A 12,752-nucleotide genomic window follows, 5' to 3' on the forward strand; every position below is an offset into this window, starting at 1 on the left:
ATGGCTGCTTTCGCGTCGCGGCGCTGCCGCACCGCTTCGAGGGCCGGCAGCCGGGCCAGAGCCGCGCGGGGGGCGGCGCCAAAACCGGCAATGGCGGCGAGGTTTTCGGTGCCGCCACGGTGGCCCTTTTCCTGGCCGCCGCCATTGATCAGCGGCTTCGGCATCATCAGATCGGAGGCGGCGACGATGGCGCCGACGCCCTTGGGGCCGCCGATCTTGTGCGAGGACAGTATCAGATAATCAGCGTAACCCGCTGACATGTCGATTGAAACGCGCCCCGCAGCCTGAACGGCGTCGACGACGAGGATACCACCCGCCTGCTTGACGATCCCGGCGATGCGATCGATCGGCTGAATGACGCCGGTCTCGTTGTTGGCGGCATGGATGGCGACCAGCGGCAGGCCATCGGCCTTGTCATGCGCCACAAGCGCTGCGGCCAAGGCCGCAAGATCGGCGACGCCGTTAGCATCGACGCCGATCCGCGTCACCAGGCCGGCCGGGAAGCGCCCGCCATTCAACAGACAGGGATGATCGGCTTCCGACGCATAGAGCCGGCTCATGCGTATGGCGCCGCGTCCCATCTGCCAATCGGGTGAAAGCAGCGTAGAGGCAGCTTCAGTCGCGCCGGAGGTGAACACGACGTGCTCGGGCTTGGCGTTGACCAGTGCCGCCACGTCACACCTTGCGGTCTCGATCAGGCGTCGCGCGGCGCGCCCTTCGGCATGGACCGAGGACGGGTTGGCGGCGATATCGAGCGCCGCGACCATAGCCTCGCGGGCCACTGCAAGCAGCGGCGCACTGGCATTGTAGTCGAGATAGGCTCGTTTTGCGGCCATTTTCGTCCAGTTGGTCCCGTTAGAAGCCATTCCGCCGACGTATCGCGTTATTTCCTTGAAATTCCAAGGCGAGGCGTCCTATTTACGCGGCTTGCGGCGCGGGTGGCCCGGCTCGATGTCTTGCCACTCAGTTTTGAACAATTCTAAACTAGCTTCTAAGAAGACGCTCGCCCTGCGTCAAGGCCAGAGGAAGACATGTTCCGGGCGCCGCGCATTCGTTGCAAGTGGAGTATTTTATGCCTGAGGTCATTTTCACCGGTCCTGCCGGCCGCCTGGAGGGGCGCTACCAGCCTTCCAAGGAAAAGAGCGCGCCGATAGCCATCGTTCTGCACCCGCACCCTCAGTTCGGCGGCACGATGAACAACAAGATCGTCTACGACCTCTTCTACATGTTCCAGAAGCGGGATTTCACGACGCTTCGCTTCAATTTCCGCGGCATTGGCCGCAGCCAGGGCGAATTCGATCACGGCACCGGCGAATTGTCGGATGCCGCCGCAGCGCTGGATTGGGTGCAGTCGCTGCATCCGGATTCCAAGAGTTGCTGGGTCGCCGGTTACTCCTTCGGCTCCTGGATCGGCATGCAGCTTTTGATGCGCCGGCCGGAGATCGAAGGTTTCATCTCGATCGCGCCGCAGCCCAACACCTATGATTTCTCGTTCCTGGCGCCCTGCCCGTCATCGGGCCTGATCATCCATGGCGACGCCGACAAGGTGGCGCCACCGAAGGATGTGCAAGGCCTGGTCGACAAGCTGCACACGCAAAAAGGCATCACCATCACGCAGAAGACGTTGCCCGGCGCCAACCATTTCTTCTCCAACGACGCCGACCTGTTGCTCGAGGAGTGCGCTGATTATCTCGACCGCCGGCTTGCCGGTGAATTGTCGGATCCGCGGCCGAAGCGGCTGAGATAGGAAGAACGGCAGCCACGTACGAGCCTCCCCATCTCAGGGAAAGGCGCACGCCAGGGCCGGTTCGAGCCAGACCGAACGCTCAGGCCTTCCTTGTCGGTCCGATCAGCCGAAACGTGTTCTTGCGGACCGGCAATCCTGACGGCATCGGACGAAAGATGAAGCCGAGCCGGGCAAAGAGCAGCCCGCAGGCCAGCGCGAAGGCGCAGCCGAGGCCGAAGCCGGCAACAGTGTCGCTGGGATAGTGCGCGCCAACGAAGACCCGCGTCGAGGCAATGCAAGCCGTGATCGCCAATGCGATGTACCAGCGCCTTGGAAACAACAGCAGGGCGACGCCGAATACGGCGCCCATGGTAGTGGCATGGCCGGACGGGAAGCCGGCGAAGCGCGCATCGAAGGCAAAGGGATGCAGGGCCAGCACACCAAAGTCGCCGAAATAGAGCGGGCGAGCCCGACCGATCGCGTATTTCAGCACATTGACGGTGAGGCCCGACAGGCCGACGGCGCCCAGCACCAGAAAAGCCAGGCAGGTCCAGTTGTATGCGAGCATCAGCGAGCGCCTTGAGAGGCTTCGCCAGTCCGTCAGGTTCGCGGCTACGAGCAGAAGCGCCGACGGGATGAGATACCAGCCACCGAGGCCGAGCTGCGTGAAAAAGTCGGCAAGCCGGACAAATTTCGCCGACCACTGGCCGTGAAGCACTCCAGCCGGTGTGTCGAGGCGGACGAACGCTGCTGCCGTCAACAAAGCCCAGACCAGTATCCAGACCGACCACAAAATGTTCGGGTATCTGGCCGGACGGACGGCAAAGCGCCTTTTGACGATCCGCATCGTATCGCGAAAATTGTCCAGGGACCGGCGCCCTAGCCCAAGGAGCAGGCCGGAAACGGAAGGGCGCGATTTTACCAACATCTGAAATTCGACCCCATTGTTGCAGTCATGGGCATCGACGAGCCGTCATTGGGCCACACGATAGAGGCCGAGAGACAGTTTGTCTCCCGACGAATAGTTGAGCCCATCGATCCGCGCCACTCGGTTTGCCGACTTGCCTTGTGCAGCCAGCAGGCCGCTCAGTTTCTGCTCGTCGCCGACCTGTGCCAGCGCCAGCGCGCAGGCCGGATCGGCAAGCAGATGTCTGGCGACGCCATCCATATCGGTCAGCACCGTCTTCGTGCCCACCAGGAACACCAGGCTCGGCTCGTGATATTCCGCCGAGGCGAGCACCGTGGTCTCGCAGGGCCTGTTGGCACGGACCGCCGCTTCGATGGCCGGGCTCAGCCAGATCGGCTTCAGCGACGGCGCGATGACGCCGAACAGCAAGCCATAGGTGATGCCCGCGCAGACCGCGATGGCGCCGATGCGGCGCAGCGGCACTTGCAGCTGCCGCGAAAAGGCGAAATAGCCCGCACCCAGCGCCGCCGCAGCGGCCGGGATGCTCCACCAGGAGAAGGTGCCGGTGAGGTAGATCGGCGCTTCGATGCAGACTACCGCAAGGCCGAGGCTGACCACGACCAGACCGAATGCTGTCGACCACCACAACCAATTCTGCCAGCGCTTGAGCGGCGCATTCGCCTCCTGCGGCGACAACGTCAGCAGCCAGCCGATCAGCAGCGCCATGCCGGGATAGGCCGGCAGGACATAGTGCGGCAGCTTGGTCGGGATCAGCTCGAACACCAGCCAGAACGGAATGTACCAGGCGAGGCAGAAACGCAGCCGCGGATCGTCGCGCAACCGGTTGAGGGCCTGGAGCCCGGCGCCGACCGCGATCAGGCCGAAGGGCCACATGAACAGCGAATAGGTCAGCATGTAGAAACCGGGCGGCAGGCCGTGCGACTCCTCACCAGACGCGACCTTGGCCACCATGTCCTTGCCGACGGCATCCTGCAGAAAGGCGCCGCCGCTCTTCCAGGTGATGAGCGCGACCCAGGGCAGCACGATGAGCAGCACCAGAGCGACGCCGCGCCCGAGCTTCAGCTTCAGGATCCAGCGCCAGTCGCGCTCAAAGGCGAAAAGGGTGGCGACCGTCAGCACCGACAACAGCGGGGCGACGGGTCCTTTGATAAGGATCCCCAGGCCTTGGGCCGCCCAGAAGACCCACGGCAGATGGGCGGCTATCGGTTCCTTTCGCCGCGACGCCAGATAGATCTGGGAGAGCGCGCCTTGAGCCGCAACGCAGCAAGCCAGCAGCATCGCGTCGGTCTTGGCGTCGCGGCCCTCGAAGGCGGTGGCGAAGATCGCCGCCATCATCAGACCGGCGGCGAGACCCGCATTGGCCCCGAAGAGCTTGGTGCCCGTCCAGGCGATACCGACGACGGACAGGGCAATGCCAAGCATGGAGACGAGGCGATAGACCCAGATTGGCGCCGCCGCGCCCTCGCCGCTCAGCGCCACGGCCGCCGATTGAAGCCAATAGATGCCGATCGGCTTCTTGTAGCGCGAGGCATCCTGAAAACGGATGTCGACATAGTCGGAGGTTTCGACCATCTGCTTGGTGGCCTGGACAAAACGCGACTCGTCGCGGTCGACCGGCGGAAGGCTCATCAGGCCGCCGAAAGTCATCAGCAGACTGAACAGAAAGAGGAGGAGATAGTTCCTGTTCATCGCGGGAGCTTTCCGGGTCTGATCTGCGGGATGGCCCCGTCGTGGCGCTTCGGCCCTGCCCCTGCGCGGCGCCTCAATACGCCAGCCAAAAGGATGAGGCAAGAAGTGGGCTTGGCCATCCAGGGCTCCGAACTCAGGTAAAACCTGACGGCAGCCAGTTCAGCGGTGTCGGCAGCTTCTGTACCGGCAGCTTTTCACGATAGGAATTTTTTCTTGACTCCGTGACCTCAGCTAAGGTATATATTCGTTTATGGTGCTGACTTGCGCCAGTGACCCGCCGCACAGGCGGGTTTTTCGTTTCCGTCAGCCTACGCGCCGGCAAAGGCTCCGAAGGAACCCGTCAACCCGAGTCGTTGCCCTGCTTGGCCACCCGCCCGGGCCGCAAAACCGGAAACCACTTTTGCTGATCGCGAGTTCTTTGTTGAAGTGCGATCCGACGCAAAACCGGAAACCACTTTTGCTGATCGCGAGTTCTTTGTTGAAGCGCGATCCGACGCAAAACCGGAAACCACTTTTGCTGATCGCGCTTGGATGCTAAACGCCCGCGTTCATGCACGTCCGAGCCGCAGCGGCCGGGTGCTTTCGGGAAAGAAACAATGTCCGCCTTCAAATCCGATTTCCTGCGCACGATGAGCGAGCGCGGTTTCATCCACCAGACTTCGGATGATGCCGGCCTCGACAATATCTTCGCCAAGGAGACGGTGACCGCCTATATCGGCTTCGACGCGACCGCCAAAAGCCTGCATGCCGGCTCGCTGATCCAGATCATGATGCTGCACTGGCTGCAGCAGACCGGTCATCGGCCCATCGCGCTGATGGGTGGCGGCACCTCGATGATCGGCGACCCGTCCTTCAAGGACGAGGCGCGCAAGCTGCTGACCCCGCAGGATATCGACGACAACCTCGCCGGCATCCGCCGCAATTTCATGCCATACCTCAAATTCGGCAGCGGTCCGAACGACGCCATCATGATCAACAACGCCGACTGGCTGATGGAGATCAACTACGTCAATTTCCTGCGCGACGTCGGCCGTCACTTTTCCGTCAACCGCATGCTGGCCTTCGATTCCGTCAAGCTCCGGCTCGATCGCGAGCAGTCGCTGTCGTTCCTCGAATTCAACTACATGATCCTGCAGGCCTATGATTTCGTCGAGCTCTACAAGCGTCTTGGCTGCCGCCTGCAGATGGGTGGCTCCGACCAGTGGGGCAACATCATCAACGGCATCGATCTCGGCCACCGCATGGAGAACGCGCAGCTTTATGCGCTGACCACGCCGCTGCTCACCACCTCGTCAGGCGCCAAGATGGGCAAGTCGGCGTCGGGCGCGGTGTGGCTCGATGCGGAGATGCTGAACCCCTACGAGTTCTGGCAGTACTGGCGCAACACCGAGGATGCCGACGTCGGCCGCTTCCTGAAACTCTACACGACGCTGCCCCTGGACGAGATCGCGCGGCTCGAGCGGCTCGGCGGATCCGAGATCAATGAGGCCAAGAAGATCCTCGCCACCGAGATCACCGCCTTGCTGCACAGCCGCGCAGCCGCGGAGACAGCAAGCGAAACCGCGCGCAAGACGTTCGAGGAAGGCGCGCTCGCCGAATCGCTGCCGAGCGTCGAGGTGGAGAAGGCCGCTCTCGAAGCTGGTGTCGGCGTCTTGTCGCTGCTCGTCACCGCCGGACTGGCGGCGTCGAACGGCGAGGCGCGGCGGCATGTGCAGGGCGGCGCCGTGCGCCTTAACGACGAGCCTGTCAGCGACGAGCGCCGGCTGGTGACTTCAATGGATTTGGGTCCGGAAAACGCCGTAAAGCTTTCCTTGGGAAAGAAAAAACACATTCTGGTACGGCCGGCTTGAGGCCACTCACCGGTATTCGAAGATCGACCTGAATATACCGGGCGCGATGACCGACAGCGGATTGATGTCGAGCAGCGGCTTGTTGGCATTGCCCTTGAGCCGGTAGGTCACGCCGATCAGGCCGCGGTCGCGGCCATTGCCGAGCAGCGCGCCGACGATGGGCAGTTCACCGAAGATGCGATTGAGGCCATAGACCGGCATGAACGTGCCGGTCATGTCCATGTTGTTGTTCTGGTCGTAGAGCGTGCCCTGGAACGTCGTACCGATGCGCGGGCCGCGCAGCACGCCATTGGCCAGTTTCAGGTAGCCGCTGCCCTTGTCGATCTCGGCATAGCCGCGCTCGAACTTCACCCGCGACGTGTCCAGCTTACCCTTGACCGCCTGATTGAGGCTGCGGTTGTCGCCGGCCGGCGTGGTCGAGACGATGGAGGCCAGTTTCGGCTCGTTGACCACGAAAAAGTTGCTGGTGTCGACCTTGCCCTTCAGCGCTCCGTCGCTCGGCCCCGCTAGCGCCAGGGTGATCGTTCCGCCTTCCATATGCTCATAGATGTTGAGGAACCTGAGGACGGCGCCAGCGTCCGCGGACTGCATGTTGAGGGCGCGTCGGCCGGCACCGGTGGTGTTGCTGATGGTTATGGCAGCGCCCGAACTTGCCATGGCGCTGACCTTCAGCCCGTTCACCCGCGATCCGGCCGCACTGTAGTCGAGCTTCAAATTAGACAATTGCTCGTCGTGGAAACCGGTCAGCTGATCGACATCGGCGCTGACGGAAATGGCGTCGGAACCTGTCGTCTTGGTGGCCGTATCCACATCCGAAGTGAACTGCTTGATGAGCGATCGGGCATCCAGGGCATTGCCTGTTATGTCGACCGCATAGCTCTTGCCGGATCGCTTCACCGACACCGCGACGTCGTCGCCCCTGTTCAGGGTGACCTTGCTGAACCGCGCCGACGACAAGCTACCATTGACCAGCACGATGCTGCCGTCGATGGAGAAACTCTCTCCGTCGAGGTTGAAGTCGGACAGCGTCGTCGTATCGCCGGCCTTGGTCATGACGAATGTGACATTGGCGGGGACCCCCGCGCCCTTGCTCCAGCCCGCCCAGGGGATGTCCAGCCTGGCATTGGTCAGATCGGCCGAGACGTTCTGGTTGCCGCTCCCGTTCTTGTCGATCGCGACTTTCACCGTTCCGGCAAGCAGCGGCTTCAGACCCGGCATGGCGGCGGCGCGGACCTTGTCGTCGAGGACCATGGCCACCTTGCGGCTGCGCGCCGGTCCATCATCCCTGAGCGGCTCGATCAGATCGAGTTCGGCCGGAATGCCGTTCAGCGACGCCTTGGCGGAGATCACCGCCTTAACGGGGTCGACGGTGATCGAACCGTCGGCATCCGTCACGGTCTGCCCCTCGAAGGGCTTGGCCAACGACATGCCGGTGTAGTCGAGCGACACCAGCCAATCGAGCTTCGAGGAGTCGACGCCGGACTGCAGCGGAATATTCGCCCTGACGTGGCCGGTGACGCTGCCCGACAGTTCTTCCGGCAGAATGCCGACATGACGCATGGCGTTGATCGGCTCATAGGATGCGAGTTCGGCAACAGCGGATGCGTCGCCGTCGACGTCGATGTCGAGCGCGCCGATGACCGGCGGGTGATTGGCCGCCTTGACCGCCAGCGTGCCATTGCTGGCCGCCACGGTGCGGCCGCTGGGCATATAGACGGTGCCAGAGGACAGGGAGATATCGACATCGTTGCCGTGAAAGCCGACGACGCCAACCGCGTCGCGTATCGGCGGAATGCGGCCGGCCGTGTCGAAGCGCGAACCCTCGATCTGGAAGCGGCCGAATATTTCGTCGGCGGACAGCGGCACGCCGTTGCCCAGCCGGCCCGGCACGACCTGGAACTGGAGGTTGGCGTCGACGACGCGGCCGCCGAACAGATTGGCGAGCACCCACAGCCGCGCGTTGCGCGCCGAAAACCACGGCCACAGCTGCTTGACGTGAGAGACCTGCATGTTGTGGATATTGACGGCAAGGTTGATCCCCGGCGCCTTGCCGTCGACGAACGCCACGGCAGCGGTGCCAAGCACTTCGCTGGAGGCAGCGGACCGAAGCGCGATCTGGTCGGCGACCAGTCTGTGGCTAACCGTGTTGTAGACACCGGCAATCCGGGCAAGGAAGGTCAGCGCTGGCTCTGGCGACTCCGAAGGCGCCAGCGACGAACCGTCGCTGGTCAGGTCATAGCGATAGGAAGGCTCCTCACCCGCCGCCCCGCTTGCCGGCTTCGGACCGATCGAACCGGCGAAATCGAATGTCGAGCGACCTGTCTTCAGCAGCAACCTGTCGACCTGGACCTTGTTGCTGCCGGCAACAAGCGTCGCATTGACATCGACGTCGGCCGGCAGAAGCCCGCGCGTGCCCAGATCGAGAACGGAACCCGTCGAGGACAAAAGAGCCGTCAGCCGCGATGCATTTGCCCCCGATCCTTCCGATCCCGTCAGCTTCAGCGCGACCGCGCCCAACTTCCCGGCGGCGGCCGCGGGACCGTCGGCATCCGCCAGGTCGATGATGGCGTCCAGCGCCGTGACGCGGTGTGCCGCGATGTCGCGGGTGGCGGAAGCGGCAACGGTAACCGTCCTGCCGTTGACATCCGCCTTGGATGAAAACTGCATGCCGCCCGGTCCCGATTGCACGACGGTGGCGTCGGTTATCTTGAAGAGGTTGATCGTTCCGGTTTCGGGCAGCACGAATTCGACATTGCGAAGATCGATCTGGCGCAGCGAATCTTCCCGCACGGCATCGAGCGCGCGGTTGACGTTTCCGAACACCGCATTGGACAGCTTCTCCGGGTCGATGAGGCCGTCCGCATTGCGCAGGGCGGCCGTCCAGTCGCCGCCTGACGGCAACGCCGCCACGACTATGCGGGCATCGGAGATCCTGGCGCTGGTCAGCCGCACATCCCCCCACAGAAGCGGAACCAGGCGCACGCCGAATCGCACACGGCCGGCATCGGCCATCGGCTTGCCGTCGGCGGTCTTCAGGCTGACGTCGCTGACCTGGAGCGCTATGAAACTCGAACTGTCGAGCGTGATGCGCGCCGGCCCGACCGCGACATTGACATCGACGCCGGCCAGCTTCTCAAGGGCCGTTTCCGCCTCGATGCGAAGCCGGTCGGCCCCGATGCCGGAGGCGCCAACCAGATAAACGAGCACGGCGGCCAGCAATGCAAGAGCGACCAGACTGGCGAACAGCCGCGACAAGATGCGAAAGCCGCGTCCGATCCGCGCCTGACCGAGCGGCGGCACGCGACACGCCGACGGGAAAGCCGCCAGGTCGGTGATCTCGCCACGCCTGAATCGGATCTTCTTGTGCTGCGGTTGCTCCTGATCCAAGCAATTTTCCGTTGTACGAACTCGATCGTGGACGACTCCCCGCTCGACACTATATCGGTGTGGCTTCGCGCGTAACCTCAAACAAGGGCATCGGTATGGCTGACCTCGACGTAGGCGATCTTGCGCCGCAATTCGATCTGCCGCGCGACGGCGGCGGATCGCTCAGCCTTGCCGCATTCTCCGGCAAGCCCATTGTCCTCTATTTCTATCCGCAGGACGACACAACAAGCTGCACGCAAGAGGCGATCAGCTTTTCGCAGCTGAAGCCAGACTTCGAGAAGGCGGGCGCCGTGGTGATCGGCCTGTCGCCCGACACCGCCAGGAAGCACGACAAGTTCAAGTCGAAATACAATCTGACCATCGACCTTGCCGCCGACGAGGAGCGCAAGGTGATCGAGGCCTACCATCTGTGGGTCGAGAAATCGATGTATGGTCGCAAATACATGGGCGTCGAGCGCGCGACGTTCCTGATCGGCCGCGACGGACGGATCGCCAGGATCTGGCGCAAGGTCCGCGTCAAGGGCCATGCCGAGGAGGTGCTCGAGGCCGTTCGCGCGCTTTGAGCGCTTACCGCACGGCTGTTCGTGCCTTCCCCCCAAACCTTATGCTCGCCTGACGGGCGCCGCCGCAAGCCGGTGCACAACAAGCCTTTGTTAACCTTAATAATGTGTAGTCAAGCTGTCGTGGTGTCGTAACCGAAAGCTTGGTCCCGTGAACGCAACCGGTCAGTCAGCAGTCTTCGGCAGGCGCAAGGAGCCCCATACGGTCATCATCGCCCGGGGCAATGAGATCAGGCACTTCACGATCCGTCCCTGGCTCGCGGCCTTTGTCGGCTCGGCACTGGCCGCCATTGCCATCGGCTACCTCATGGCCACCTCTTATCTCGTGCTGCGTGACGATTTGATCGGCGCCACCACGGCGCGGCAGGCACGCATGCAGCAAGCCTATGAAGATCGCATTTCGGCGCTTCGCGCCCAGGTCGACCGCATCACCAGCCGCCAGTTGCTCGACCAGCAGCTGATGGAAACCAAGGTCAGCGAGCTGCTGGAACGGCAGAGCCAGCTGAGCCAGCGCCACGGTCGGCTTGGCCCGCTGCTCGAACGTGCCGAGAACGAAGTCGGCGCGGCGCCAGCCGAAGATCCGGCAGCGGTGGACAAGCCGGACAAACGCGCCGAAGTGACCGGCAGTATCAAGGAGCCAGCGCAGAACTATGCGGTCGCCAGCCTTAGCGCCGACCTCGGCGCCGGCGACACCAGGCCGTTTTCGCTATGGTCGACCCGCTCCGATCCGCTGCCCAACGATTCAGCCGCCGATCGCGCCGACAAATTGTTCGTGTCGATCAACCAGTCACTGAAATCCATCGAGAATGACCAACTGACCCGCATCAGCACACTTGCCGACAACGCCTACAAGAGCGCCGACGCGATCACACAGGCGCTTCAGGCAGCGGGACTGCCGGTCGACAGCGATTTCGGCAAGGGCGATAGCGATGTCGGCGGACCGCTGATCCCGCTCGACTCCTCGATGAAGTTCGACAGCAAGGTCAAGGAGTTGGACGAAGCGCTTGACGCGCTCGACCATCTCAAGAAGGAAGCGCGCCGGCTGCCGCTCTTCAACCCTGCGCCGGGTCATTCTGTCACCAGCCCATTCGGGGTGCGCACCGACCCCCTTCTCGGCACCGCGGCACTCCATTCCGGCATGGACTTCAGGGCCCCGATCGGCATGGCAGCCAAGGTCACGGCTCCCGGTATCGTCACCAAGGCAGGCTGGAACGGCGGCTATGGCCGCATGGTGGAAGTCGACCACGGCAATGGCTTTGCGACGCGTTACGGACACCTCAGCGAAATCGACGTGACCGTGGGCGAGAAACTGGATGCCGGCGCCGTCATCGGCAAGACCGGCAGCAGCGGCCGCTCGACCGGCCCGCATCTGCATTATGAAGTCCGCCATAATGGCGAAGCGATCGATCCCTTGCGCTTCCTCACCGTCGGCAGGAAGGTCGCACAGTACCTCTGAGGAATGCAGGCCGAGAGCTGAATCCCGGCCTCAGGCAATCGAACCGTTCGGGCAACCTCCATCTCGCGCAGACCTCATTCCTTTTTCGGACTCTTGTCGCCGTTCGGGCTTTCCCTTGCGGGGGCGGACGCAGATTGTCGAAGCCTGGTCGGCATCCAACACGTTCCACCTCAGCCTCAAATGGCACCAGCGTCGACATGCCCGGCGCCGTCTTTGCCGCTTACCTCTTTTGCAGGAGCGTGGACCGTTCCGGCCGATGCATGCCGGCAAGCAGCCATTTGAGGCGCCCCGTGATGGTGCGCCGCTTTAGCTTTGTCACCTTTGAAAAGTACTCTTCAGGGTGAACACGATCAAGGAACGCAGGGGCGACCGGGACGAGACCATGATTTCTTGCGGTCTCGTCGTCAGCCAAAAAGATCAGGTTTTGCCGGTAATAAACGGGGATTGACGTGTCAGTCCAAATCACCGGCCGGATTATGTCGTAGGCTTTGAAGCCATATGTTTCGAAGGCATTTGCCCAATGGCTTTGCCATTGTTCGTTGATGTGGTGCATGCCGCCCTGAAACGGAATAGCGGCAGAAAACAGCACTGCCGGCGCGCTGCGGCACAGCCACTCGACAGCTCTGAGAGACGCCGGGCCAGAGATATGCTCCAGCACTTCTGCCGAAATCGCCAGATCGAATCGGCCAAGGTCGGGCAAATCTTCTTCAAAATTCGCTTCGGTGAATTCGTGTGGGGCGATGAGCCTCTGCTCTGCGGGCACCCAAGGTCCGTCGATACCTCTTATTTTCTGCACGCCCAGGTGTTTTGACGCGGCGAGCCACGATCCCGTAGCTGTTCCAAAGTCGACAACGGATTCCGGCCGCAGTAGGCTAATCAAAGGGCGCAGGACCGTTTCAGCAATACCAACCTCCCGGCTGCGAGATTCAAAGAATGCCGGCCCGTACTCCTTGCTTAAGTCTTTGCCCACAGAATTTCCCCCGTCCAAAAACTGGCCCTGTACCAGAAACCGAGTGCGCGGGCGACAGTAAAGATCAAGCCCCTCAGAGTTTCGCACTGCCTTCTTCGCTTGTGGGGTCGACGGGTTCACTCACCCTTGGCGCGGTTCGACATCGCGGCAATCGGCCAGGACGGCGCGTGAGCAGGTCCTGAACCG

At 62.7% G+C, this 12,752-nt stretch carries 10 protein-coding genes; 4 read left to right on the plus strand and 6 right to left on the minus strand.

Going from position 1 to position 12,752, the window contains the following annotated elements; genetic code table 11:
- Positions 1-836, minus strand: an 836-nt coding sequence (locus tag NKH57_RS27870) for a cysteine desulfurase family protein (protein WP_352949228.1), incomplete at its 3' end; no start/stop codon positions are given.
- A gap of 236 nt (positions 837-1,072) precedes the next feature.
- Between NKH57_RS27870 and NKH57_RS27875 the strand changes: the two genes are divergently transcribed.
- Positions 1,073-1,747 (plus strand): alpha/beta hydrolase, encoded by a 675-nt coding sequence (locus tag NKH57_RS27875; protein ID WP_013532163.1) that lies wholly within the window; start codon positions 1,073-1,075, stop codon positions 1,745-1,747.
- Positions 1,748-1,826: 79 nt separating this feature from the next.
- Here NKH57_RS27875 and NKH57_RS27880 read toward each other — a convergent pair whose 3' ends face one another.
- From NKH57_RS27880 to NKH57_RS27890, 3 genes are all read right to left on the minus strand, one after another.
- Entirely contained in the window at positions 1,827-2,573 is a 747-nt protein-coding gene (locus tag NKH57_RS27880; RefSeq protein WP_352726559.1) for a phosphatase PAP2 family protein, read from the minus strand.
- 126 nt (positions 2,574-2,699) lie between these two features.
- On the minus strand, positions 2,700-4,343 hold the full coding sequence (locus NKH57_RS27885; protein WP_352949231.1) for an ArnT family glycosyltransferase: 1,644 nt from the start codon (positions 4,341-4,343) through the stop codon (positions 2,700-2,702).
- Positions 4,344-4,683: 340 nt separating this feature from the next.
- Positions 4,684-4,953 (minus strand): hypothetical protein, encoded by a 270-nt coding sequence (locus NKH57_RS27890; protein WP_352726557.1) that lies wholly within the window; start codon positions 4,951-4,953, stop codon positions 4,684-4,686.
- Between NKH57_RS27890 and tyrS the strand changes: the two genes are divergently transcribed.
- Positions 4,940-6,193 carry a tyrosine--tRNA ligase gene (gene tyrS, locus NKH57_RS27895; protein WP_352949234.1) on the plus strand — a complete coding sequence of 418 codons (1,254 nt, stop codon included), beginning with the start codon at positions 4,940-4,942 and terminating at the stop codon, positions 6,191-6,193. The two genes, NKH57_RS27890 and tyrS, sit on opposite strands and share 14 nt — an antisense overlap.
- Positions 6,194-6,199: 6 nt before the next feature.
- Here tyrS and NKH57_RS27900 read toward each other — a convergent pair whose 3' ends face one another.
- Positions 6,200-9,580: a hypothetical protein gene (locus tag NKH57_RS27900; RefSeq protein ID WP_352949237.1), complete on the minus strand. Its 3,381-nt coding sequence runs from the start codon at positions 9,578-9,580 to the stop codon at positions 6,200-6,202.
- 95 nt (positions 9,581-9,675) lie between these two features.
- On the opposite strand from NKH57_RS27900, the gene NKH57_RS27905 reads away from it, so the two are divergent.
- Entirely contained in the window at positions 9,676-10,143 is a 468-nt protein-coding gene (locus NKH57_RS27905) for a peroxiredoxin (RefSeq protein WP_023759803.1), read from the plus strand.
- A gap of 148 nt (positions 10,144-10,291) precedes the next feature.
- Positions 10,292-11,596, plus strand: coding sequence for a M23 family metallopeptidase (locus NKH57_RS27910; protein ID WP_352949240.1), 1,305 nt, complete (start codon positions 10,292-10,294; stop codon positions 11,594-11,596).
- A gap of 220 nt (positions 11,597-11,816) precedes the next feature.
- Here NKH57_RS27910 and NKH57_RS27915 read toward each other — a convergent pair whose 3' ends face one another.
- Positions 11,817-12,566 carry a methyltransferase domain-containing protein gene (locus NKH57_RS27915; RefSeq protein WP_352949243.1) on the minus strand — a complete coding sequence of 250 codons (750 nt, stop codon included), beginning with the start codon at positions 12,564-12,566 and terminating at the stop codon, positions 11,817-11,819.
- Between the last annotated feature and the right edge of the window lie 186 nt (positions 12,567-12,752).

Origin of the sequence: Mesorhizobium sp. M1050 (assembly GCF_040318715.1) — a bacterium.
Classification (GTDB): Bacteria; Pseudomonadota; Alphaproteobacteria; order Rhizobiales; family Rhizobiaceae; genus Mesorhizobium.

Coding starts and splice junctions, on each gene's coding strand:
- NKH57_RS27875 (WP_013532163.1), top strand. CDS start 1,073: ATGCCTGAGGTCATTTTCACCGGTCCTGCCGGCCGCCTGGAGGGGCGC.
- NKH57_RS27880 (WP_352726559.1), bottom strand. CDS start 2,573: ATGCGGATCGTCAAAAGGCGCTTTGCCGTCCGTCCGGCCAGATACCCG.
- NKH57_RS27885 (WP_352949231.1), bottom strand. CDS start 4,343: ATGAACAGGAACTATCTCCTCCTCTTTCTGTTCAGTCTGCTGATGACT.
- tyrS (WP_352949234.1), top strand. CDS start 4,940: ATGTCCGCCTTCAAATCCGATTTCCTGCGCACGATGAGCGAGCGCGGT.
- NKH57_RS27905 (WP_023759803.1), top strand. CDS start 9,676: ATGGCTGACCTCGACGTAGGCGATCTTGCGCCGCAATTCGATCTGCCG.